The 25,362-nt window shown below is 34.8% G+C and carries 23 protein-coding genes; 19 read left to right on the top strand and 4 right to left on the bottom strand.

The annotated features are described in order from the left end of the window. Window positions 1–339: 339 nt before the first annotated feature. From J3495_RS01960 to J3495_RS01945, 4 genes are all read left to right on the top strand, one after another. Window positions 340–5,853 carry a glycosyl hydrolase family 18 protein gene (locus J3495_RS01960; protein WP_210664880.1) on the top strand — a complete coding sequence of 1,838 codons (5,514 nt, stop codon included), beginning with the start codon at window positions 340–342 and terminating at the stop codon, window positions 5,851–5,853. A 473-nt stretch (window positions 5,854–6,326) separates the two neighbouring features. Next, entirely contained in the window at window positions 6,327–7,025 is a 699-nt protein-coding gene (locus J3495_RS01955; RefSeq protein ID WP_210664879.1) for a DUF3592 domain-containing protein, read from the top strand. Between the two features lie 184 nt (window positions 7,026–7,209). Next, window positions 7,210–7,983, top strand: a complete 774-nt coding sequence (locus J3495_RS01950) for a TlpA family protein disulfide reductase (RefSeq protein ID WP_210664878.1) — start codon at window positions 7,210–7,212, stop codon at window positions 7,981–7,983. A 169-nt stretch (window positions 7,984–8,152) separates the two neighbouring features. Continuing rightward, window positions 8,153–9,772 carry an ABC-F family ATP-binding cassette domain-containing protein gene (locus J3495_RS01945; RefSeq protein ID WP_210664877.1) on the top strand — a complete coding sequence of 540 codons (1,620 nt, stop codon included), beginning with the start codon at window positions 8,153–8,155 and terminating at the stop codon, window positions 9,770–9,772. Between the two features lie 45 nt (window positions 9,773–9,817). Here J3495_RS01945 and J3495_RS01940 read toward each other — a convergent pair whose 3' ends face one another. Together J3495_RS01940 and J3495_RS01935 are read right to left on the bottom strand one after the other, a co-directional pair. Beyond that, window positions 9,818–9,991, bottom strand: a complete 174-nt coding sequence (locus J3495_RS01940; RefSeq protein ID WP_210664876.1) for a hypothetical protein — start codon at window positions 9,989–9,991, stop codon at window positions 9,818–9,820. A 158-nt stretch (window positions 9,992–10,149) separates the two neighbouring features. Further along, entirely contained in the window at window positions 10,150–10,557 is a 408-nt protein-coding gene (locus J3495_RS01935; RefSeq protein ID WP_210664875.1) for a hypothetical protein, read from the bottom strand. 645 nt (window positions 10,558–11,202) lie between these two features. Between J3495_RS01935 and pyrR the strand changes: the two genes are divergently transcribed. The 12 genes from pyrR (at window position 11,203) to J3495_RS01875 (ending at window position 21,544) form a co-directional block, all read left to right on the top strand. Further along, the gene (pyrR, locus tag J3495_RS01930; RefSeq protein ID WP_007805230.1) at window positions 11,203–11,742 is read left to right on the top strand and encodes a bifunctional pyr operon transcriptional regulator/uracil phosphoribosyltransferase PyrR; all 540 of its coding nucleotides are present in this window, start codon (window positions 11,203–11,205) and stop codon (window positions 11,740–11,742) included. A gap of 93 nt (window positions 11,743–11,835) precedes the next feature. Continuing rightward, complete coding sequence (locus J3495_RS01925) at window positions 11,836–12,762, top strand: aspartate carbamoyltransferase catalytic subunit (RefSeq protein WP_210664874.1); 927 nt, start codon at window positions 11,836–11,838, stop codon at window positions 12,760–12,762. Between the two features lie 123 nt (window positions 12,763–12,885). Further along, on the top strand, window positions 12,886–13,218 hold the full coding sequence (locus J3495_RS01920; protein WP_210664873.1) for a ribonuclease Z: 333 nt from the start codon (window positions 12,886–12,888) through the stop codon (window positions 13,216–13,218). Between the two features lie 122 nt (window positions 13,219–13,340). Continuing rightward, window positions 13,341–14,246 (top strand): ribonuclease Z, encoded by a 906-nt coding sequence (locus J3495_RS01915; protein ID WP_210664872.1) that lies wholly within the window; start codon window positions 13,341–13,343, stop codon window positions 14,244–14,246. A gap of 96 nt (window positions 14,247–14,342) precedes the next feature. Beyond that, the gene (gene pdxH, locus J3495_RS01910; RefSeq protein WP_210664871.1) at window positions 14,343–14,987 is read left to right on the top strand and encodes a pyridoxamine 5'-phosphate oxidase; all 645 of its coding nucleotides are present in this window, start codon (window positions 14,343–14,345) and stop codon (window positions 14,985–14,987) included. 166 nt (window positions 14,988–15,153) lie between these two features. Beyond that, window positions 15,154–15,651: a CAP domain-containing protein gene (locus J3495_RS01905; RefSeq protein ID WP_210664870.1), complete on the top strand. Its 498-nt coding sequence runs from the start codon at window positions 15,154–15,156 to the stop codon at window positions 15,649–15,651. Between the two features lie 600 nt (window positions 15,652–16,251). Further along, window positions 16,252–16,737, top strand: coding sequence for a SixA phosphatase family protein (locus J3495_RS01900; RefSeq protein ID WP_210664869.1), 486 nt, complete (start codon window positions 16,252–16,254; stop codon window positions 16,735–16,737). A gap of 5 nt (window positions 16,738–16,742) precedes the next feature. After that, the gene (ppk1, locus tag J3495_RS01895) at window positions 16,743–18,824 is read left to right on the top strand and encodes a polyphosphate kinase 1 (protein WP_210664868.1); all 2,082 of its coding nucleotides are present in this window, start codon (window positions 16,743–16,745) and stop codon (window positions 18,822–18,824) included. 36 nt (window positions 18,825–18,860) lie between these two features. Continuing rightward, window positions 18,861–19,751, top strand: coding sequence for a Ppx/GppA phosphatase family protein (locus J3495_RS01890; protein WP_210664867.1), 891 nt, complete (start codon window positions 18,861–18,863; stop codon window positions 19,749–19,751). Window positions 19,752–19,759: 8 nt separating this feature from the next. Next, window positions 19,760–20,341, top strand: coding sequence for a TMEM175 family protein (locus J3495_RS01885; RefSeq protein ID WP_210664866.1), 582 nt, complete (start codon window positions 19,760–19,762; stop codon window positions 20,339–20,341). 7 nt (window positions 20,342–20,348) lie between these two features. Next, on the top strand, window positions 20,349–20,909 hold the full coding sequence (locus tag J3495_RS01880) for a Crp/Fnr family transcriptional regulator (RefSeq protein ID WP_210664865.1): 561 nt from the start codon (window positions 20,349–20,351) through the stop codon (window positions 20,907–20,909). A gap of 56 nt (window positions 20,910–20,965) precedes the next feature. After that, window positions 20,966–21,544, top strand: coding sequence for an NAD(P)H-dependent oxidoreductase (locus J3495_RS01875; RefSeq protein WP_210664864.1), 579 nt, complete (start codon window positions 20,966–20,968; stop codon window positions 21,542–21,544). A 75-nt stretch (window positions 21,545–21,619) separates the two neighbouring features. On the opposite strand, the gene J3495_RS01870 is transcribed toward J3495_RS01875, so the two are convergent. Beyond that, window positions 21,620–22,063 carry a DNA polymerase III subunit gamma/tau gene (locus tag J3495_RS01870; protein ID WP_229974385.1) on the bottom strand — a complete coding sequence of 148 codons (444 nt, stop codon included), beginning with the start codon at window positions 22,061–22,063 and terminating at the stop codon, window positions 21,620–21,622. Between J3495_RS01870 and J3495_RS01865 the strand changes: the two genes are divergently transcribed. Next, window positions 22,044–22,193: a hypothetical protein gene (locus J3495_RS01865; protein WP_210664863.1), complete on the top strand. Its 150-nt coding sequence runs from the start codon at window positions 22,044–22,046 to the stop codon at window positions 22,191–22,193. The two genes, J3495_RS01870 and J3495_RS01865, sit on opposite strands and share 20 nt — an antisense overlap. 109 nt (window positions 22,194–22,302) lie before the next feature. On the opposite strand, the gene dnaX is transcribed toward J3495_RS01865, so the two are convergent. Continuing rightward, window positions 22,303–23,388 carry a DNA polymerase III subunit gamma/tau gene (dnaX, locus tag J3495_RS01860; RefSeq protein ID WP_210664862.1) on the bottom strand — a complete coding sequence of 362 codons (1,086 nt, stop codon included), beginning with the start codon at window positions 23,386–23,388 and terminating at the stop codon, window positions 22,303–22,305. Window positions 23,389–24,000: 612 nt separating this feature from the next. On the opposite strand from dnaX, the gene J3495_RS19160 reads away from it, so the two are divergent. Further along, on the top strand, window positions 24,001–24,141 hold the full coding sequence (locus J3495_RS19160) for a hypothetical protein (RefSeq protein WP_236025378.1): 141 nt from the start codon (window positions 24,001–24,003) through the stop codon (window positions 24,139–24,141). A gap of 422 nt (window positions 24,142–24,563) precedes the next feature. Continuing rightward, the gene (locus tag J3495_RS01850) at window positions 24,564–25,265 is read left to right on the top strand and encodes a gasdermin (RefSeq protein ID WP_210664860.1); all 702 of its coding nucleotides are present in this window, start codon (window positions 24,564–24,566) and stop codon (window positions 25,263–25,265) included. Window positions 25,266–25,362 lie beyond the last annotated feature (97 nt).

Raw genomic sequence — 25,362 nt, 5'->3', positions numbered from 1 at the left:
ATTCAAATAAAATAATAACCCTAAAACCAAATAGTATCGAAAAGAAACCAATGAAAAAACAAATCAAGTATTTAGAGTGATAAATTATCAATTTATCTTTTGTGTTTAAACCAAATATTTAAATCACATATAAATATCAATCCGTACTATTTACCGATGATTTGATCTAAAGTAGTAATAGTAATTTTTATTTATAGAAGTTTTACAAATTCATTTTTTAATGAATTGCAATTCTAGTCCAATTGTAATGAATTGAATCCATTTTTAATATTCTGAGTGCTCAACTGTGCATTTAGGATATCCTATTTTGAATTTTCTATTAACCAATATTTATTAATTATGAAACATTATTACAGGTTACTTTTTTTATTACTGTTTCCCTTACTCGTGTTGGCTCAACCAGCCCACGGTAAAAAGGTAGTGGGATACTACGCGCAATGGTCGATTTATGCCCGGGATTTTAATATTCCTAAAATTGATGGTAGCAAATTGACACATTTGAATTATTCTTTTTATGGGACGACTTTTGATCCTGCCCAGCCACAGAACACCAAACTAAAATGTTTGGATACTTATGCCGATTTTGAGCACACAGAAGGTGGAATTCCTTGGGATGCTCCCGTAAAAGGGAATTTTTATGACTTGAAAAAGTTAAAAGAAAAATACCCACACTTAAAAGTTTTAATTTCTGTTGGAGGATGGACCAAAGGTCAGGATCTTTCTCCTATTGCTGCTAGTCCTGTCGCAAGAGCCGCTTTGGCCGCAGATATGGCAAACTTTATAACAACTTATCCTTTTATTGACGGGTTTGATATTGACTGGGAATATCCGCTTTCTGGAGGAACAGATGGTACAGAAGTTATTAATGGATCGCCAATTCCTCCGCAAAAATACAGCCCAGACGACAACAAAAATCTGGTATATTTGTTGAAAGCAATGCGCCTTGCAATGCCCAACAAATTGGTTACAATTGCTGCTGGAAATAATGTTCGAAAAGTGGGTGCACAATATTTAGGCCCAAACAACCGATCACAATACGGCATGACAGAGGATATCTCAACGTATTGCGATTATATCACTTATTTTGGATATGATCTTGGAGGAAACTGGTACGATAAAACCTGCTACAATGCTCCTTTGTATGCCAGTGGAAATCCGAATGATCCTTTATACGGCGCAACACAATCTGAATCATTGGATGAATTGACGAATCAATTTTTGAATGTTGTGGGTTTTCCTGCAAACAAATTAATCATGGGATTGCCTTTTTATGGTAAAAAATTTGATAATGTTGCCAATAACGGAACGAATCCAAACTTTCCGGGATTGTTTGTAACGGCACCACGATATGCCGTTCCGGGATGTACCAATCCACAAAATCCTACAGGTACTTGGGATGGTCCGGCCGCTTGTGAAAAATCGGGCAGTATCGAAATCTGTGATTTGGTCGGGAATCCCGTTACCAATCCGCATCCTTACTTAGATCCCAATACTATGTTGGTGACGCCAACGGCCGCAGCTGCAGGATGGGTTCGTTATTTTGATAATACTACAAAAGTACCTTATTTGTATAATGCGACTTTGAAACAGTTTATCAGTTATGAAGATAAACAATCAATGGATTTGAAAGTGCAATATATTAAATCAAAAAATTTAGCAGGAGGAATGATTTGGGAGCTGTCTCAGGACACAAGAGGAGCAATTCCAAACGCATTACTCAATCAGGTAGATACTTCTTTCGGAAGCATTTTGCCGGGAAGTGTAAGTATTGCGGGGACTGTAAAAAACGGAACAGCTTTAGTTCCGGATGTGACAGTAGAGTTGCGCGATGCAAGCAATACTGTTTTAAGTACGGTGATTGCTACAACAGGTAATTTTTCTTTTAATAATTTGGCTTCAGGGCAAAATTATTCGCTTATAGCATCAAAAGCGACTTACACTTTTACACCCGTTACTTTGACAAATGTAACAGCCAATCAGACTGCGGTAGTAATTCAGGGAACGCAGCCTTTATACACTGTTAGCGGAACGGTTTTAGACGGAACAACCCCAGTTTCTGGCGTAACGGTTTCTGCCACTTCAGGGACAACAGTTGTAACAGCGGTTTCAAATGCTAGCGGAGTTTATACTATTGGAGGTTTAACAGCTGGGTTAAATTTTACCGTTACAGCTGCAAAATCAGGTTTTTCATATACGCCTGCTTCAACAGTTTATACCGCAATTGATGCCAATAAAACATTAAATTTTACGCAAGGTGCGGCAGTTGTAAATTACACGGTAAGCGGAACAATTTTAAACAATAGTACTCCAGTTTCGGGCGTGACCGTTACAGCAGCTTCTGCAAGCGGAAATTTTACGGCTGTTACCAATGCAAGCGGTGTGTATTCAGTTAGTTTACCTTCCGGAAGCAATTATACAGTGACTGCTGCATTATCTGGTCAGACATATACACCGGCTTCAACTGTTTACAGTAATTTAAATGCCAATAAAACATTAAACTTCTCTCAAGATGTTGTGGTAATTGGCGGCAATAAAATTAGCGGAACGGTAAAAAACGGAACAACTCCGGTACCTGGTGCAAAAGTAGAATTGGTGTTACCTTGGACAGATAATGCACATGGCTGGAAAAGTGTTTTTGCCACTACAGATGCACAGGGAAAATATAGTTTTAGTAATGATATTTTAAGTGGCTACAATACAGTTTTAAGTTTAAAACTGAACGCTTGGGAAAATGGAGATGTCGTTTATTTACCATCAAATCTGACTAACTTTCCGATTCCTGCAACGGCAACAATTTATGATTTTAATACGAATGTAGTAGTTACGCCAACTTATTTCAGCGTAAGCGGAACTGTTTTAAACGGAACAACTCCGGTTTCTGGTGCAACAATTTCAGCAGTTTCTGGAGCTACAACTCTAACAGCTGTTTCAGATGCAACGGGTAATTATATTGTAGCAAATTTGGTTTCAGGATCTGATTATATCGTAACAATTGCCAAAACAGGTCTAACATTTACTCCTGCTTCAACGGTTTATACGGCTATAAATTCAAATAAAATATTGAGTTTTACCCAAACTGTTGTGAATCCAGTTTATTACACCGTAAGCGGAAATGTCTTAAACGGAACAACTCCAGTTTCTGGCGTAACGGTTTCAGCAACTTCGGGGACTACAACCTTAACAACCGTTTCAGATGCCAGTGGTAATTATAGTGTAGCTAATTTGGTTTCAGGATCTAATTATACAGTAACGGCTGCAAAATCTGGACTAACATTTACTCCTGCTTCAACGGTTTACAATGCCATTAGTGCAAACAAAACCTTAAGCTTTACGCAAAATATAGTGACGCCTGTTTATTACACTGTAAGCGGAACAACTAAAAATGGTACAACGGCAGTTGCTGGTGTAACGGTTTCAGCAACTTCTGGAACTACAACGCTTACCGCAGTTTCTGATGCCAGCGGAAATTATATTTTGTCTAATTTAATTGCAGGATCAGATTATATTGTAACCGCTTCAAAAACGGGTTTAAGTTTTAGTCCGTCATCTACTATTTATACTGCTATTGCTTCTAGTAAGACTCTAAACTTCACGCAAAATGTTGCCAATGGGTATTTAATTAGCGGGACTGTTAAGAATGGAACAGCTCCAGTAGCTGGAATAAAAGTAGATTTAATTTTACCCTATACCAATGATACTCACGGATGGATTAACTTATCAACTTTGTCAGATTCCCAAGGAAATTATCATTTCGAAAATGCCGCCATTAATGGTTATACTACTTTTTTAAGTCTAAAGATTAATGCTTGGGAAAATCAAGATGTTACTTATTTACCATCTTATCCACAAACAAATCTTCCAACTGCACCACAAGTATTTAATTTTAATACTCAATCGGTAGTTGCTACAACTCCAGTGGTTACTATTACTGCACCAACAAGTTCAGCGATTGCTATAAATTTAGGATCAGCAATTAATTTTGTTGCAAGTGTTGGATTAAGTGCTACTGATGCCACTACAATCTCATCTGTTGTATTTAGTTTAGATGGACAAAGCTTGAGTGCTACAAATTCTTCGGGAACTTATACAGCAAGTTGGACACCAGCTGCAAATCAGTTTTCGCTTAGCCATACGTTAACGGTTACGGCTACTGCTTCAAACGGAACAATAGCTGCGAAAACGTATAGTTTTACATTAAATTGCTCAGGTGCAAATTGTCCTAATTCATTGCCTGTAATTACTTGGAATACGCCATCAAATACTACTGTAAACCAAAGTTCTTTTCAGGTAGTGCCAATTTCTGTAACAGCTGTTGATAGTGACGGATCGGTTTCGGGGGTAACTATTACAATCAACGGAGGTACTTTTAATATGGCTGCGGGAGCAAACAATACGTATACGTATAATTTTACACCATCTGCTTATCAGGATTATCCAGTTGTAATAAAAGCAACTGATAACAAATCCGGCGTAACTACTTTAAACAATACCATTAAAATAGCTCCGATAAACAATAATAGGTTTATTCCACTTCCTTCAAAGATAATTTTAGGATATGCCCACTCTTGGGAAAACGCTTCTGCTCCATTTTTATATTTTTCTCAAATGGTGGGAAGCAAGTTTAACGTAGTTGATTATTCTTTCGTAGAAACAGTGAATCGTGATGGTTATACACCAGTACTAACTACAAATGACACGAGATATTTGACTAATGGCGTTTTCAATAAACAGTTGTTGAAAAACGATATAAAATCCTTAAGAGATAGCGGCGTTCCTGTTATTATCTCTATTGGAGGTCAAAATGGTCATGTTGTTTTGGAGAATGTAGCTCAAAAAAATATTTTTGTTAATGGTCTAAAAGCAATTATTGACGAGTATCAATTTGATGGAGTTGATATAGATTTTGAAGGCGGATCGATGAATTTTAGTGCAGGAGGTTTAAGAGATATTTCTTATACGGGTATTTCTGCTTATCCAAGATTAAAAAACGTAGTAGATGCTTTCAAAGAATTAAAAGCGCACTATGGACCTGGATTTTTATTAACTGCAGCTCCGGAAACACAATACGTACAAGGAGGATATTCTACCTATAATGATACTTTTGGTTCCTTTCTGCCAATTATTCAAAACTTACGTAATGAATTGGATTTGTTAGCCGTACAATTGTATAATACAGGTGGAGAAAACGGATTAGATGGTCAATACTATGGTTCAGCTAAGAGAGCAAATATGGTGACCGCCCTAACTGATATGCTTGTAAAAGGGTATAGTATTGGTACAACTGGAATGCGTTTTGATGGTTTACCACCTTCAAAAATCCTTATAGGATTACCCGCTTGTCCAAGTGCAGCAGGTAGTGGTTTTATCACTCCGGCCGAAGGAATTAGTGCTTTGCATTATTTAAGAACAGGAACCACATTTTCAGGAAGAACGTACACGATGCAACCTGGAGGCCCTTATCCTAATTTGAGAGGTTTAATGACTTGGTCTGTAAACTGGGATGCTTCTTCTTGTGGTAATTCATCTGAATTATCTAAGGCGTATGCCGCTTATTTTGCATTACAATCGGGGAATAAAATATTCTCTGCGGCTAAAATTGAACCACAAAGCACAAGTACTGTTACCTATTTTAATAATGATGTTTTAACAGTGAAAAATGATGCTGAAGAAATTGCTCAGGTGTCTGTTTTCAATAGTATCGGGCAAATATTAGTGAGTTATGATAACGTTCAGAGCAATAAAGAAATCTACCTGCAAAACAGAAATTTCTCTACCAAACAATTGTTCATCGTCATTGTAACTGATAAATCAGGAAACAAACATTCATTCAAGGTGATGAACTTTTTAAACTAAGTTTCAAAACCAAAAAATGTAAAAATTAGAAGTACAAAAATCGAAAAGGTTAATTTTGAGTTTGGTTATTTATTTTTTAATCTGATTTTTATATTTCGAATAAATGCATCGAATTTAGGCGATTTGTTATTTGGTTTTCGCCTAAACCAGAGCATTATGAACCTGGCAATTTACGTTGTCAGGTTTTTTTATGGTTTAAAATGTAATCTAGTATTTTTTTTTCAGGAGCTATTTCCTGCTATCCGCTTGTATCTTTTTCCGGCTGAAAGGAGCCAGAAAAAGGATACCGCTGCTATCAGGGCTAAGGCATCTGGTTTCATAAGACATTATATTTTTACATAAAAAAGAGAATAAAAAAAGCTCCCGGAATTTGCTTAAAACTGCAAAATATTCGTGAAATAAAATAATCATATTCTTTTAAATAGTTTTTTAATTTAAAGTGTATTTTGCACCAAATTTGATCCATCCCAAATATGAAAACCTTTACTTTTTTTAAATATGCTTCCGCTATAGTTGGTTCGGCTTTAGTAATAGCAGCTATTTATTTCTTTCTTGAAAAATTCTCTTTTATAAAAACAGCAGTCGATGCACAGGGTACTGTTATAGAGTTGCGTGAGGTAAAGTCGAGCAAATCATCAACATACAGTCCGGTGGTAGTGTTTTATACAAAATACGAAAAAAAAATAGAGTTTACTTCGAATGTAAGCAGCGATCCTCCTAGTTATGACATAGACGAAAGCGTAGCTGTTTTGTACGATCCGACAAATCCTAATAAGGCATTTATTGATGATTTTAGCTCTTTATATTTAGGTTCATTAGCTTTGGGCGTAATAGGAATGGCTTTCGCTTTGGTAGGTTTTTTGGGTCTTAGATCAGATCGTTTAAAAAGAAAAAAAATAAATTTTTTACAGCAAAGTGGCAAAAGTATTATGACAAAATTTATTGATGTGAAGCTTAATTTAAGTTTAGCAGTAAACGATAGCCATCCTTATCTAATTTGCAGTCAATGGTTGGATTCAAGAACTAATGAAATATATCTTTTTGAAAGCGAGGATATTTGGTTCGACCCGACAGATTTTATACAAACAGAAGAAATAACAGTCATAATTGATCCAGAAGATCCAACCACGTATTCTATGGATATTTCTTTCTTGCCAAAAAAGAAGAATTAAATTTTCATAAGAAAAAGTGATTAGAAGAGAGAAGACAAGGCGAAAAATCAAATAGCAATTTGCCTACTTTATGAAGATCCTTCCTCCGTCAGGATGACAAGATCATAAATAAAAAATCTGCTAGATCTACCAAATCTGCGTGAAAAAATAAGTACTTTTGAGTCCAATATTTGTATCAACTTTCATGAAGAATTTAATCATTATAATAATCACATTTCTAATTTCAATTGCTGGTTTTAGTCAAAATAAATTTGGAAATCCTGAAGTTGATCCTATTCAAATTCAACAAAAATACGCTGATTGGTGGCCGTATCAGAGCAAAAAGATTATGCTTTCGAGAGATTTTACAGCATTAGATGCAGATTCAAAAGAAATTTCAAAAGAATCTTTTTTGAATGAATTGGTAAACACAAACTACATCCCAATCCGATTAGAATCAAACGATTCTATTATTTATTATAAATTATTCAAAATTTTACCCAAAGCAGATACCAGTATAAAAGCAACCATCAATCAAGAAGCTTTTGATGCGTACAAAAATTTTAAAATGGAAGGTACTCCTTTTCCAAAATTCTCTTTTACCGATTTAGATGGAAATTTAGTTTCTAACGAAACGATGAAGGGCAAAATAATCGTTATTAAATGCTGGTACATTCATTGCGCTGCCTGTATCAAAGAATTTCCTGAGGTAAATGCTTTGGCGGCAAAATACAAAGACCGAAAAGATATTGTTTTCTTGAGTTTAGCAGAAGATACACCAGAACAATTAAAAACGTTTTTGGCAAGAAAGCCGTTGTCATATTCTGTAATTCCAAACATGAAAATTTACATGAATGAAACCTTGCAATTGAATGCTTTTCCAACGCATTTCATCCTTAATAAAGAAGGCGTAATTGCTAAAGTTTTACCCAATTATAAGAGTTTAGAAGTAGCTTTGGAGAAAGAAAGTAAGTTGTAAACGGTTAGAGGTTAAAAGTCAGAAGTTATATGTTCTTGTATTTGGGCATAATAAGATATTTTACTTTTCACTTTTGCATCTTACGATTTAAAAAACTTAGCGCCTTTGTATCTTTGCAACTCTGAACCTTTTTCCTTACTTTTGCACAAAATTAATTAAAAAGACATTCATGTTAACAGTCAATAATTTATCAGTTCAATTTGGCAAACGTATCTTGTTTGACGAAGTAAATACAACTTTCACTCACGGAAATATTTACGGCGTTATTGGAGCCAATGGTGCTGGAAAATCTACTTTTCTTAAAATCATTTCGGGCGATATTGACCCAACTTCCGGACATATTCATTTAGAACCGGGAAAACGTATGTCGGTTTTAAACCAAAATCACAACATGTTCGATGAGCATACGGTTTTGGAAACCGTTTTGATGGGAAATAAAGTTTTGTACGCTGTTAAAAAAGAAATGGATGAACTTTATTTAGACTACAACGACAAAAACGCTGATAGGATAGGGGAACTTCAGGTACAGTTTGAAGAAATGAACGGATGGAATGCAGATTCTGATGCCGCTTCGATGTTGTCTAACTTAGGGATTAACGAAGACCACCATTATACTTTAATGGGTGATTTGGAGGGAAAAATAAAAGTTCGTGTGCTTTTGGCGCAAGCCCTTTTTGGAAACCCGGATTTGCTTATTATGGATGAGCCTACCAACGATTTGGATTTTGAAACCATCGCCTGGTTAGAAAATTTCCTTGCCAATTACGAGAATACCGTAATCGTAGTATCTCACGATCGTCACTTTTTAGATTCGGTTTGTACACATATTTCGGATATTGATTTTGGAAAAATAAACCATTATTCAGGTAACTATACTTTCTGGTACGAGTCGAGCCAATTGGCCGCAAAACAACGTGCGCAGCAAAACAAAAAAGCAGAAGAAAAGAAACAGGAATTAGAAGAATTTATTCGTCGATTTAGTGCCAACGTTGCAAAATCGAAACAAGCTACTTCTCGTAAAAAAATGATCTCTAAATTAAATATTTCAGATATCAAACCGTCAAGCCGTCGTTATCCTGCGATTATTTTTGATCAGGATCGCGAAGCAGGTGATCAGATTTTAAATGTTGAAAATTTAGCCGCTTCTGTAGAAGGCGACCTTTTGTTTAAAGGCGTTAATTTGAATATGGCAAAAGGCGACAAAATTGTTCTTTTTTCTAAAGATTCACGCGCCACTACCGCTTTTTACGAAATCTTAAACAATCAGCAAAAAGCAGATGCAGGAATTTTTGATTGGGGAATTACCACTAACCAAGCCTATTTGCCTGCTGAGAATCATTCTTTCTTCGAAAACGATTTGAGCCTTGTAGATTGGTTACGTCAATACGCAAAAACTGAAGAAGAGCGTGATGAGGTTTTTATTAGAGGATTTTTAGGTAAAATGATTTTTTCTGGAGAAGAAGCTTTAAAAACAAGCCGAGTTCTATCAGGAGGAGAAAAAGTACGTTGCATGTTGTCGAGAATGATGATGGAGCGCGCCAATATCCTGATGCTTGACGAACCAACAAATCACCTTGATTTGGAGTCGATTACGGCATTTAATAACTCATTAAAAAACTTTAAAGGTTCTGTGATTTTTACCACTCATGATCATGAGTTTGCACAAACTGTAGGTAATAGAGTAGTAGAATTGACGCCAAACGGAGCAATTGATCGCTACATGACATTTGACGAATATCTGGATGATGAAAAAGTTCAGGAATTAAGAGTAAAGATGTACACCAAATAAAACTTCAAAATCCCGTTACCTGAGTAGCGGGATTTTTTTTATGTTTTATTTTCTGCCAAATAGTTTTGCAAAAGCAAAAATAATTATTGCAATTACAACCACTACAATAAATATTCCGAATCCCATTCCGGCTTTAAAAATATCTCCTATAATTTCGCAACTTGTAAATGAAAACAGTATTACGAGTACCATTAACAAACGTGTAATGTTTTTTTGCATGATTTTGCTTTTTTTTAATTATTTCAAAAAAGAATTTATCCTTTTAATTATCGAACGATAAAATTACTTGAAACGACAAAAAAATAGTTTATATAATTTTTGAGAAAAGTTCTAATATTTGGAGATTTTACTAGATTTCAATTAGCAGATAAGATCAATTATGGCACTTGGTAAGGAGTTTGTATTGTTTTTATTTCTAAAAATACAATCCCTGATATGACTATTATTTCTCCTAAAAAGTAAACGATACCCAAAACTGAAATACTTTGGTAATAATAGAATATGATTCCAAATGTTACAACACAATACAGGACGTTAGCAATGCAGATTATTTTTAAATACGGTTTCCAAATGTTAGTGATTAGAAAAAAACAAGTAATAGAATAAAATGCAAATACCAATGCCAGCAAAGAAAGATATTCGAAAATGGTTTTTGATAAACCAAAATATGGGCTGAAAGTCCTAAGAACAAAGAAAAGTAATGCAACAGTAAGTAAAGCACCAAAACCGTCTATGAGAAATATATTTTTAGGGTTTTTTAGAAACTTTCTAGTGCTTTCTTTCATTTTGAGTTTGCCTCTTATTTATAATTAGTCATTTGTTTTTCAGTATCTAAAAAATGGTAATTAACACCTATTTTTTATGGATGATTTTGATTTGTTTTTAAGAAATCATGGAGCATTATTATCTGCCTGTATTTGTTTTATGAAGCCTAAAATGTTGATAAGAAGGTTTTTCCGGAACTTGATCCAGAGCCTTATTGCTCTCTTTTTTAATTTCCATGGTAGTCATAATTCAAAAATAGTAATTTTATTTTAAAATATTTTTCAAATAAAGACTCATAAATAGTTATTTAAGTCTATCAAGGTTCTAAAAACAGCAATTTTGGGGTTAAAAGCTCCGTCGATGACGTCCAGAACCTAAAGTTTTAGGTTCTGGACGTAAAACTTTAGGTTGCAGACGTCAAATTATACGTCTATGGACGTCAAATTTGGGGTTGTGGACGTCAAAAATGAGGTTCTAGACGTCAAATTTGGGGTTACGAACCCCAACGTTGGGGTTCGCAACCCCATCGATGGGGCTTTTAACCTAAAAAAACTTGTTTGAGAATCTAAAACCCGTTGCCGACCAAAAAAAATATTCCCTCCCCAACACCGCAACAAATAAAATCTGATTTCGTATATTTGCCCAACCAAACATCACACTTAATTATGAGCCAAAAAGTATTACTTAATTCAAAAGAAGTTACTATCATACTCCATCGTTTGGCTTGTCAGTTGATCGAAAAACATCTTGATTTCTCTGATACTATCTTAGTTGGAATCCAGCCAAGAGGCGTTTTTTTAGCCGAACGTCTAAAACAAATATTAGAAAACGAATACCAAACTCCCGAGATTTCTTTGGGATATCTTGACATCACTTTTTTTAGAGATGACTTTCGCCGCACTGATAAACCGCTTGAAGCCAATAAAACACAAATTAATTTTATAGTCGAAAACAAAAAAGTCATTTTTATCGATGATGTTTTGTTTACCGGACGCAGTATCCGTTCTGCCTTAACCGCTATTCAGTCTTTTGGGAGACCTTCAGAAATCGAATTGCTAGTGTTAATCGACAGACGTTTTAGTAGAAATCTGCCAATTCAGCCCGATTATCGTGGTCGTCAGGTAGATGCTATTAATAATGAAAAAGTAAAAGTAAGCTGGAAAGAAAATGAAGGCGAAGACGTGGTTTACCTCGTTACAAATTAAAAAGTTTAATCGCTTAATTGGTTAATCGTTTTATGGTTTAACCGCAAGCCAAACGATTAAACAATTCAACAAATAAACCTATAAACACACACAATGAAAGAATTAAGCGTAAATCACTTATTAGGAATTAAATACATCAACGAGAATGATATTAACCTAATTTTTGAAACGGCCGATCATTTTAAAGAAGTCATTAACAGACCCATTAAAAAAGTTCCTTCATTACGAGATATTACCATTGCCAACATTTTTTTCGAAAACAGTACCAGAACCAAACTTTCTTTCGAATTAGCACAGAAACGTTTGTCTGCAGATGTAATTAGTTTTTCGGCAGCGCAGTCGTCTGTCAAAAAAGGCGAAACACTTATAGATACTGTAAACAATATCCTGTCTATGAAAGTAGATATGGTTGTCATGCGCCACTCCAATCCCGGAGCGGCTTATTTTTTGTCCAAAAATGTCAAAGCAAGTATCGTAAATGCTGGCGATGGTGCTCATGAACACCCAACGCAGGCTCTGTTGGACAGTTATTCTATTAGAGAAAAATTGGGTGACGTAGCAGGGAAAAAAGTCGTTATTGTAGGCGATATTCTGCACTCAAGAGTGGCATTGTCTAATATTTATGCATTGCAGATGCAAGGTGCAGAAGTAAAAGTATGCGGGCCAAAAACCCTGATTCCGAGATACATTGAGTCGCTTGGTGTTACGGTCGAGCCGAATTTACGCAAAGCGCTTGAATGGTGTGATGTAGCCAATATGCTTCGCGTTCAGAATGAGCGTATGGATGTGAATTTTTTCCCGTCAACACGCGAATACGCACAACAATATGGTGTAGATAAACCCTTATTAGATTCTCTTGGAAAAGAAATCGTCATTATGCACCCAGGACCTATAAACAGAGGCGTAGAGATAACTTCTGAGGTGGCAGATTCTGCACATTCTGTAATTTTAAACCAGGTCGAGAACGGTGTAGCGATAAGAATGGCGGTGATTTATCTTTTGGCTTCTAAGATTCAGTAAAATTAAAGTTTCAGGTTTCTGGTCTTGGAACGTTCAGCCTGTTAAACCTGAAAATAAAACTAAAAAAACTTTGTATCTTAGCTTTCAAAAATGGAGAGTTGATATAAGCCTAGAAATATAAATATGAAAGTAGATCAAAAAGGACATACCGTTACAATTAAAGATACACAGGGAGATATTAATTCTTTCTTAGAAAAAGTGATGCAGCAATTTAAAACTTTTGAAAAACAAAATATCGTCATCGATTTAACGGCTTATTCTAGTTTGCCGGAAGCTGATGTTAAGTTATTCCTGCCACTTTCGAAGCAACACAAAAAAGCTAAAAAATCTTTTGTAGTAGTCGTTGCTGACTTTGATTTTAACTCTGTTTCTGACAAGCTAACTGTAGTGCCTTCGCTTCTTGAAGCGCACGACATCATCGAAATGGAAGAAATTGAAAGAGATTTGGGATTTTAGAAATTGGTTAATTGTTTAACTGTTTAATGGGTTAATCGTTTCGCTGTTTAATCAATTTTATGATGAAACAAATTACCATTTTTACGATTAAACAGTTAAACAATTAAACGAATCAATAAAAATTGAAACTAACCATACTTGGCTGTTATGCCGCTACTCCCAGAACAATTACCAATCCGACTGCGCAGGTTTTAGAAATAAAAAACAGGTTGTTTTTAATCGATTGTGGTGAGGGAACTCAGGTGCAATTGCGCAAAAATAAAATCAAATTTTCCAAAATCAATCATATTTTTATTTCGCATCTGCACGGCGATCACTTTTTTGGATTGATTGGTACTATTTCAACTTTTGCACTTTTAGGAAGAACTACCGACCTGCATATTTACGGACCAAAAGGAGTGAAGGAAATCATAACATTACAGCTGCGATTATCCAATTCCTGGACGACTTATGATTTGTTTTTTCACGAATTAGAATCGAACGAAAGTCAAATTATTTTCGAAGACAGTAAAGTCGTTGTCAAAACTATTCCACTCAAACACCGCGTTTATACTAATGGCTTTTTGTTTGAAGAAAAATTGGGCGAAAGAAAACTAAATGTTGATGCTGTACAACAATATCACATTCATACGGCGTATTATCAAAAAATAAAGAATGGTGGCGATGTCACGCTCGAAGACGGAACCGTAATCGAAAACAAAAAAGTATCATTCGATCCAATTCCGCCACTGAGTTATGCATTTTGTTCAGACACCGCTTATCACGAAGCCATACTTCCAATCATAAAAAACGTAGATGTTTTATATCACGAAGCTACTTTCTTGCAATCAGAAGAAGCTTTGGCTCAGAAAACATTGCATTCGACAGCAATAGAAGCCGCCACAATTGCCTTGAAAGCAAACGCAAAACAACTTATTTTAGGACATTATTCGACCAGATACGAAGGAATAGAACGTTTTAAAGAAGAGGCCAAAACAATTTTTCCGAACGTGCTTTTGGCAGATGACGGCAGCAGTTTTGAATTTTAGTTGAAAGTACTACTATGTAAAAAGTAAAAAGTAAAATGTAAAAAGTAAAATGTAAAAAGTTAAAAATCAAAAATCATCAATTTAAAATCTAAACTCATGAACGATTTAAGTAATTATAGAAAATCATACGAAAAAAGCGAATTGTTAGAAACCAATATTCCGGAGGATCCTATTAATTTGTTTAACAGATGGTTCCACGAAGTAGAAGATTTTGACGGAAGCGGAGAAGTAAATGCAATGACTGTTTCGACCATTGGTTTAGACGGTTTTCCTAAATCAAGGGTTGTTTTATTGAAGAAATTTTCTGAAGAAGGATTTATTTTTTACACCAATTATAATTCGGAAAAAGGAAAAGCGATGGCTCAGAATCCCAATGTTTGTCTGTCTTTTTTCTGGCCGGAAATGGAGCGTCAGGTGATTATAAAAGGGATAGCCCAGAAGACTTCTGAAAATATCTCTGATGGCTATTTTGACTCTCGTCCCGAAGGCAGCAAATTGGGCGCTGTTGTTTCGAACCAAAGTGAGGTCATTCCGTCCAGAACTTTTTTAGAAGATAATCTGAAACAATTAGAAAAGGATTACGAAGGAAAATCAATCCCTCGACCTGAAAATTGGGGAGGCTATTTGGTGACGCCTTTGCAGGTAGAATTTTGGCAGGGAAGAGCCAATAGATTACACGACAGAATCCGATATACGAGTCAGTCTGATTTCTCCTGGAGTATTGATAGGCTCTCTCCTTAAAAGTAAGAAAAATACATTGTGTAATATAAAAAAAGTGTATTTCATCGATTTTTTTTGGTAGTTTAACGATAAATGAAGTATTTTTATTTCAAGAAAATAAACAATTTGTCAAATATAGTTAAAGAGTTTGCCCCACAATCTACTTAAACTTAAACTACTCTTAGTTATGAAAAGTATTATGCGTTCTGTAGTGTTTATAATTTTAATAACGTCGGTATTGTCTTGCTCCAAAGACTCTGATGATGTTACTGAAACAAATACAACGGCAGGGTTAGTAACAAATTATACTTATAATAATGATGAGTTGGAAGTAATGCAATTGATAAATAATTATCGTCTAAGTATTGGATTAAGAAAATTAGAAATAGTAAATCATATTTCTTATAAATCAGCGGAGCATGATTTGTATATGATCGCCAACAATGTTGTCAATCATAATGGTTTTGAAGATAGGTCAGAGAATATTGTTAGTGTTCTAGGAGCTAGTAAAGTAGGAGAAAATGTTGCCTACAACTACAAAACTTCCGCAGATGTGGTCAAGGGGTGGTTAGAGAGTCCTGGCCATAAGGAAAATATAGAAGGTGATTATACGCATTTTGGCATTGCTGTAAAGTTAGACAGTAATGGCAGAAAATATTATACTAATATTTTTGCTAAGATCTAAAAGAAAATTGGACTGGTTTATTTTTTGGTTGTCGTTGTGACTTAGGTTGCAACGACTTTTTTTTGTTCGAAAAAAAATAATTATCCAGAATAATTACCCGGAATAAAAAACAAGTATCAACCCAAAGTTTATAGTAAAACAATTAAAAATTTGCTTACTGCAAACAAGATTTTACTAACTGCAAATTAGATTTTGCTTCCTGCAAACATGATATTGCCAACTGCAAATTAGATTTTGCTTCCTGCAAACATGATATTGCCAACTGCAAATTAGATTTTGCTTACTGCAAACCTGATATTGCCAACTGCAAATTAGATTTTGCTTACTAAAAACAAGATATTGCTAACTAAAAATTAGATTTTGCTTACTGTAAACATGATATTGCCAACTGTAAACATGATGTTTCTCACTGAGAGCCATTCTCATCAAAATCATTTTTTGGGATGAATGTTATTTTTTATAATAATTTGAGATTCTAAATAATTATTTAAGCAAAATGTTAACAGAATTAAAAAACAACAGCGGATTAAAAATTCTTTTGTAAATTAGAACTGAAATAATTTTCTAATAGCACATATTGTTACTTAATATACTTTTTCTATGAAAAATTTAGTTTTAATACGACATGCAAAGTCCAGCTGGGAAGCTCCTCTCAAAGATTTTGACAGGCCTTTGATGAAAAGAGGAATTATAGATGCTCACGATGTCTCTGTCAAAATTTCTAATTTTCTTCCTAAGACTTATATAATTTGGAGTAGTACTGCTGCACGCGCATCAGAAACTGCTCTTATTTTTGCCCAAAACCTGTCGTATCCCATAGAAAGTATCGTTTATAAAGACGATCTTTACACCTTTGACGAAAAACAGCTCGAGAAAGTTATCAAATCTTGTGATAATAGTTTAGAAAGCGTTATTCTTTTTGGGCATAACGAGGCTATTACAAATTTTGTTAATAAATTTGGGGATGTTTTTATAGAAAATGTTCCTACATCCGGATTTGTAGCATTGCAGTTTGAGACAGAAAACTGGAGCACTATTAATAAAGGTAAAACCCATAAAACAATTTTCCCCAAAGATTTAAAATAAATAAAGTGCACGAACAAAGATATATCGATAGAGAAAAAAGTTGGTTAGCGTTTAATGCGAGAGTGCTTCAGGAAGCAGCAGACAACACAGTACCACTTCTGGACAGATTGCGTTTTGTTGGAATTTTTTCTAACAATCTAGATGAATTTTTTAGAGTGCGTTATGCGGCAATCCGCAGATTAAGCCTTTCTGGAATTTCAGGTGAAAAATATTTAGGCGGTGTTTCGGCACATCAATTAATCAAGGATATTACCGAAATCGTTATCCAGCAGCAATCTGAAAGTTTACGAATTTTAAGTAATATTGAAGCCGAACTAGAGGCCGAAAACATTTTTATCGTAAAAGAAGACCAAATAAATAAAGAACAGGAAGATTTTTTAAAAGACTTTTTTGTTCAGAAATTAAGTCCCGAACTGGTTACGATTATTTTGAATGATTTGGCCGAGTTTCCTATTTTAAAAGATACTTCGGGGTATCTGGCCGTTAGGCTTGAGATGAATACCAATGACGAAATTAGGTACGCAGTAATCGAAATTCCCAAAACGATCAATAGATTTGTTGTTTTGCCTTCGCCTGACGAAAAACAATATGTAATTCTGCTCGATGATGTAATTCGTCTTAACCTAAAGAACATTTTTAATATTTTTGATTATAAAAGTGTTTCGGCGCACATGATCAAAATTACACGTGATGCACAGTTAGACATCGATAGTGATTTGAGTAAAAGTATGCTCGAAAAAATTGCTACATCTGTAAAAGACAGACGAATTGGCGAACCGGTACGTTTTATTTATGACAGTTTGATCGAAGACGATACGTTGCGTTTCTTTTTGGATAAAATGAAAATCGTCGAAACAGACAGTATTATCCCCGGAGGTAAATATCATAATCGCCGAGATTACATGAGCTTTCCGAACCTCGGAAGGTTTGATTTGCTTTATAAAACTAATGATCCTTTACCCATTCCGGATCTGAGTTTGGGGGGCAGCATATTAGAGAAAATTAGTAAAAAAGACTATTTGTTGCACGCACCATATCAGTCTTTTTCGTATCTCACAAAGTTTTTGCGTGAAGCAGCTTTAGATCCTAAAGTGACTACTATAAAAATCACCTTGTACCGATTGGCCAAGAACTCTCAAATTATCAGTTCTTTGATTAATGCGGCAAAAAACGGCAAAAAAGTAACGGTTCAGATCGAGCTTCAGGCACGTTTTGATGAGGCTACTAATATCTCGTATGCCGAACAAATGCAAACTGAAGGTATCGAACTTATTTTTGGTATAAAAGGATTAAAAGTACACAGCAAAATTTGTATTATCGAAAGAATTGAAGACGGTAAAACGCGCCGTTACGGATTTGTTTCAACTGGAAATTTCAATGAAGCTACAGCCAAAATTTATACAGACGTAACGCTTTTTACCTGCCATCAGGGTATTTTAAAAGATATTTCAAAAATATTCGAATTTTTCGACATCAATTACAGAGTGCATCGTTACAAACATTTGATTGTTTCGCCACATTATACCAGAACAAAATTTATCAAACTAATTGATCGTGAAATTTTGCATGCTTTAGCAGGTCGAAAAACACATATTAAGTTAAAAATGAATAGTTTATCAGACTTTAAAATGATTGATAAATTATACGAAGCAAGTAATGCGGGTGTAAAAATTCAGCTTCAGGTAAGAGGAATCTGCTCACTGATACCAGGAATTCCGGGGATGAGTGAGAATATTGAGGCAATCAGTATTGTAGATAATTACCTGGAACATTCAAGAGTGTATATTTTTGGGAATGCAGGACTAACGGAAGTTTATATTTCCTCCGCCGATTTTATGACCAGAAATCTGGATGGGAGAGTAGAGGTGACCTGTCCAATCTATGATTTATCAATAAAAAAAGAGCTTATTGATAATTTTGATATCGCATGGAAAGGAAATGTAAAAGTGCGTTACCATTCGTATAAATTAGACAATAAGTACAAAGTGCGTAATCACCATCCGGTTTTCAGGGCACAACTCGAAACTTATAGATACTATCAAAATAAAATAGAACAGGCAAAAACTGTAGTTCAGGACATTAATTAATAATAATACGACAAAAAATTTCAAATCATAGTGAGCATGATTAAAATAAAAAAATACGCAGCAATTGATATTGGATCAAATGCCATGAGGCTTCTAATATCGAATGTTGTGGAACAAGACGGAAAAGAACCTCAGTTTAATAAAAGTTCCCTTGTTCGTGTGCCAATTCGTTTAGGACAAGACGCTTTTACGGTTGGCGAAATTTCTGAAGAAAATATAGATCGAATGGTAGATGCCATGAAAGCATTTAATCTTTTGATGAAAGTACATAAAGTAGAACGCTATATGGCGTTTGCAACTTCGGCCATGCGTGAGGCATATAACGCTAAAGAAGTGGTTGCTTTGATTAAGAAAAAAGCGGATATAAAAATCGAAATTATTGACGGAAAAAAAGAGGCGGCTATAATTGCGTCTACCGATTTGCATCATTTACTGAAAACAGATCAAACGTACCTTTTTGTAGATGTGGGTGGTGGAAGCACCGAATTTACGCTATTCTCTGATGGTAAAATGATTAATTCCAGATCTTTCAAAGCGGGTACTGTGCGTTTGCTAAACGATATGGTATGCGATGTGGTTTGGGATGAAATCGAAAAATGGATTAAAAGCAATACTGCCGATTATGAAGAAGTCACGCTAATTGGTTCTGGCGGAAACATCAATAAGTTGTTTAAAATGTCAGGAAAACAGCAGGAAAAACCGCTTTCGTATATTTACATTAATTCACAATATGCTTTTTTAAATTCGCTAACCTACGAACAAAGAATCACCGAGCTAGGATTGAATTCAGATCGTGCTGACGTTATCATTCATGCCACACGTATTTATCTCAATGCAATGAAATGGAGCGGAGCCCGACAAATTTATGTGCCAAAAATTGGTCTTTCAGACGGAATTGTAAAAGCAATGTATTACGGTAAAATTTAATTTTTTATATGAATAAAACTAGACTAGAAGCTTTTAGTGATGGGGTTTTGGCCATTATTATTACCATCATGATTTTAGAAATTAAGGTGCCTCATGGTGACCAATTTACCGATCTTATGCCGCTTGTGTCTAAGTTTTTTAGTTATATTCTAAGTTTTATCTATGTCGGGATTTACTGGAATAATCATCATTATTTGATTCATAGTGTATCAAAAGTCAATGGAAAAATTCTGTGGGCCAACCTGCATTTGCTTTTTTGGCTTTCGTTAATCCCGGTTGCTACTGGCTGGATGGGAGAACATAATTTTGCAAAAGCTTCCATGACTTTGTACGGTGTTGTATTATTATTTTCTTCTATAGCTTATTTTATTCTACAAAGGACGATTATCAATAGCGAAGGAGAAAACTCGGTATTGGCCAAAGCGATAGGCAAAGATGTAAAAGGCAAAGTATCGACAATATTATATCTCGTTGGAATAATTTGTTCTTTTTATTACGAATGGATTTCTGGAGTAGCATATTTTGTGGTATCGATGTTATGGTTGATTCCCGACAAAAGAATTGAAAAAGTTTTTGCTTCAAAAAATTAGCGATTTAATGAAATCAATTTTTCAATCAATTCATGTTTTATCATCGGCTGAATTAGATCAGTTGGATGATTTAATCACGACCCGCATACTAAAAAAAGGAGCATTTTTATTGAAAGAAAATCAGGTTTGTAATGAAATTTTTTTTATCAAAAAAGGAATTTTACGTTCTTATTTTTTCAATCATCAAGGCGATGAAATTACCAATTGTTTTGCTTTTGAGAATGAGTTTATGGCCTCTTTCGCCAGTTTTATAACGCAAAATCCAGCAGAAGAAAATATTCAGGCATTATCTGATGTGGAGTTGCAGGTTATCGATCGTCAAAGTCTTGAAATGCTGTATAAGTCAAGTAGTCATTGGCAGGAAATCGGACGTAAATTGGCCGAAATGGAATTTGTAACCTTGCAAAAGCGTATGATTTCCTTTCAGAAATTATCAGGAAAACAGCGTTATGAGGAATTATTTCAGCATCATCAAAAATATATTCAGCTCATTCCTCTTCAATATTTGGCCTCATATTTGGGCATAACGCCGAGGCATCTCAGTCGTGTCAGAAAAGCGATTTTATAGGACATTTGTCCAGTATGATTTTAGAGGATAATGATATTTTTGTTAAAAACTCTACTATGAAAAAAATTCTGGTCATCAACGGACATCCTAATTCACAAAGCTTTAATTTTGGCTTAGCCGAAAGCTATTTAAAAGGTGCTAAAGCCTGTGGCGCAGAGGTAGATGTTGTAACAATTGCAACATTACAATTTAATCCTAATTTACAGTTTGGTTACCAAAAACGCACTGATTTAGAGCCTGATTTAGTAGAATCTTGGAAAAAAATTCAGAATGCAGATCATTTGGTTTGGATTCATCCTGTTTGGTGGGGAGGATTGCCAGCACTTACAAAAGGATTTATAGATCGGTTGTTTTTGCCCGGAATGGCGTTTCAATATCGTGAAAATTCAGTTTGGTGGGATAAACTATTAAAAGGAAAAACTGCTCATATTATCACCACTCTTGATCAGCCGAGTTGGTATTACAGATTTTTTTATGCGAGACCGAGTGTCAATCAGTTAAAGAAATGTACTTTAGAATTTTGTGGTGTAAAACCAGTAAAAGTGACGTATATCGGTATCATAAAAACAGCTGATGAGCTTCAAAGAAAAAAATGGCTACAAAAAGTCTATGATTTTGGGTTACGAAATAGATAGCGGTAAAAATTGGCCGGCATCAATGAGGATTTTCGTAATACAATTTAATAAAATTAAAAAATTTTGTCTTTAAAACTAAGAAAGTAAATCGAGTCCAAATGTAGAACGCAACAGTTCTAGGTTTGGATTTATTTCCAGTAGACGATTGTATCGGTCCTGATCGTTAAAACTTCTTTTGCTTTCAATCTTTTCGTTTACAATCACTTCTATGGTAATATCATGATTGTGCAAATGCCCTTTTAGATGCCCTAGAAGCCCATGAATCTGACTTTCGAAATCTAGTTTTGATCCTTCATTTGGTAACTCTAGTGTAATGACCGTTCCGTTTAGCGTTGGGTCGTTAATAAGCAATAGCGACTCCATGATTCTAAAACCTTTTTCACCCAAACGTTGCGCATATTTATTCCATTGCAACAACATTTCTGTTTCTGTAAATGGTTCGGTAGGCAGTGTTGTAGTGGGTTTTATATACGATTTGCTGTTTTCTTCTAATGCTTTTTTGGCTCGAATACTGGCCAAAGAAAAAGCTGAAACCTTTGCCAGATTGTCTGTGGCACTCGCTGGTTTGACTTCTTTAGGAGTTTCAACTATTTTCTCGACAGGAGTAGTTTGTACAGGTAGAGTAGCTGTTTCTGCCTTGTCGTTTTGAGTGACATTGAGACTGTTTTTTTCTGGAACTTCTTGGTTGGCAACCTGAGATTTTAAATTAGAGATTTCTACAATAGAATATCCTCCATTTTTAAAATAAGTAGGCGGAATTATGAATTGCTCAGCTTTTTTTTTTCTCCATCAAAAGTGATAGAGGCCAATTGCATCAAACATAATTCGACCAAAAGTCGCTGGTTTTGGCTCAGTTTGTATTTTAAATCACAGTCGTTGGCAAGGTCAATTCCTTTTAATAAAAAATCCTGCGTACATTTTTGAGCTTGTATACCATACATTTGCTGCGCTTGCTCCCCTACTTCAAGCAAAGCGATGGTTGCAGGAGTTTTGCTTACCAAGAGGTCTCTAAAATGTGAGGCCAGACCCGCAATGAAATGATGTCCATCAAAACCTTTTGAAAGAATTTCGTTGTACGCCAATAAAAGTTCCGGGATTTTATTTTCTAAAAGTAAATCGGTGATGCTAATGTAAGTTTCGTAATCTAAAACGTTAAGATTTTCAGTAACAGCCTGACGCGTTAAATTGGTTCCGCAATACGAAACGACACGGTCAAAAATAGACAAAGCGTCACGCATGGCGCCATCAGCCTTTTGAGCAATAATGTGCAACGCATCATCTTCAAAGTTTATACCTTGGCTTGTCGCTACTTCAGCCAAATGTTCTTTGGCATCTTTTACCGTGATTCTCTTAAAATCAAAAATCTGACAACGCGATAAAATAGTTGGAATAATTTTATGCTTTTCTGTTGTTGCTAGGATAAAAATAGCATGTTTGGGCGGTTCTTCTAATGTTTTCAAAAAAGCATTAAAAGCAGCCGAAGACAACATGTGAACCTCGTCAATAATGTATACTTTGTATTGCCCTGTTTGCGGAGGAATCCTAACTTGGTCAATCAAACTTCGAATGTCATCGACAGAGTTGTTTGAAGCCGCATCCAATTCAAAAACATTAAAAGCAAAATCTTCAGTTGGATCATCATATCCGGGCTGATTTATTTTTCGAGCCAAAATACGTGCGCAGGTTGTTTTACCTACTCCACGAGGTCCTGTAAACAATAGGGCAGAGGCAAGGTGATTGCTATCGATGGCGTTTAACAAAGTGTTGGTAATGGCTTTTTGCCCTACAACATCCTTAAAGGTCTGTGGGCGATATTTACGGGCCGATACTACAAATTGTTCCATATTCTCTATTATTCGATAGCAAATATAGGCTGAAAATTACCAAATCACAAATCTGGAATCAACAAATTTAAAACGTAATTTTAAGTGTTTGATCCGCCGAAGGTTTTGGTGTTTTAGGCCTAAAATTACAATTACCAGTTATGCATATTATAAGTTTGTACATGCATAAAATAAATATGGGAATTATGATCTGTTTTTTTGTATCACCAACGAACATAAACTTCGAAAATAATACTTAAAAAAAATAAATTATTTTTTTTGTTCTAAATTTTGAATTAATGAATTGATTTTAAGTTATTTAATTGGTTTTCTTTTTGAAAAATAAAAGCTCTCTCAAATTTTTCTACAATACGAATAAACCCAATCCTCTATTGATACGTATATGTTAAAAACGATACTCTTGAATCGGATAGATTTGAATGAAAAGTAGTTTTTGGAGCATCTTGAGTTTGTCAGGTTCCTGATTATCGTTTGTTTTTATATCATGTTAATAAGAGAAAAAAGTTGGAGAAATTAAATATTCAAAGATTATCGCAAACTTTAAATTATTTAGAGAGCAAACAGCGCGAGTTAGAGAGGCAAATGCAAAACGACACGCGAAGTATTGACTCTATGATAAGATATATAAAGAGAGACATGCTTAACGAGTTTCAATTGTCTGATTTTGATGCGTCTATCAAACATCAGCTTAAAAATACAGAAAATTTTATTTTGATTGTACAAAATATTATTGAAGAAAATACAGAAGCTTAAAATATAGACGTGGTCAAAGAAAAAAAGAGGCTCTTTGGCAGCAACTATATCAACTGTTTCTAAAACCACCGCCGCAAAAGTTCCCCAACCTTTGCGGTTTTGGTCTTCTTATACTTTACCAAACTGATGAAAATAGATCCACTTTGACTAAAATTTTCAGGAAATTTTCAATCCTTGCTCTAGTTTCAACAATTTTTAGTGGTGGTTGTTACTTTTTAGAATAATTGCAGATTCATTGGTTTATTTTAAATAAAAACAAAATTTTAACCTTTTTAGTTTTCGAAGTTTAAAAAACATACAATCTTCTTATCTTAGCAATTATCTTACTAATTTTTTTCTTGTACTTTTAATGTTTCAAAGGCAGCGAGAAAAATAGTTAGTAACAATTATTCAAAGCTCCAGAAAACTTAAAATACGATAAAATGAAACTTACACAATTTTTGACTAATCAGGGTTACGACCTGATAGAAGGGCCGGTTAGAAATCATAAACCATTGCAATTGTGGCTCAAAAAGAGTTTTGATGAAGCGCAATTGTATTATGGCAGCATTGATCATGCTTTTAAGAGTGATGTAGTGCTCACAGAGATAGAGAACCCGGCGCTTAGCATCAATACGTCTAAAAAAGATGATTACGGATTTAATATTGGTATCACGCTCCTGCAGGAAATCCTTAAAACATTAGGTTTGGGAGCTTTTGAAATCAGCGCTAAAATTAAATCAGGAAAGTCGGTTACGATTAGCTATGACAACTCTTTTACTAAAGAATACGCTATTGGGAATCTTGAAGAGTATTTTTTTGGAGCTGATTTTCTACATCCAAATCCATCATTATTAAAAAATGCCAACCAAAATAATATATTACTGGTAACGGGAGTTGTTTTTGCTAAAAACCTTGTAGCCGATATCGAAACTGATTTTGCATTTGATGGAGCATTAATGGCCAACCTAAACGAAATGGTCGAAGGCAAAATAGATTTTACCAAAAGTGCTCAGAATAAAATTAAGATGGTGGCCAACGGAGAAATTTATTTTCCTGTTGCGGTTAAAGCCAGCAGAATAGATTATGACAGAAGCAGGTTTAAAAAACTAATTTTGGTTACGGACAGCAGCAATATATTTTAGCATATAAAACCTAAAAGCGGGTATAGAATTAAGACTGTTTTTTTAATAAAAAAAGAAAAACTTTTAGACCTTTGTAGCTACAAATCTAAGAACCTAC

Source organism: Flavobacterium geliluteum (assembly GCF_017948595.1).
GTDB lineage: Bacteria > Bacteroidota > Bacteroidia > Flavobacteriales > Flavobacteriaceae > Flavobacterium > Flavobacterium flavipigmentatum.
Note: the sequence above shows the minus strand (reverse complement) of the source record. Positions and strands in the feature narration are given on the sequence as shown.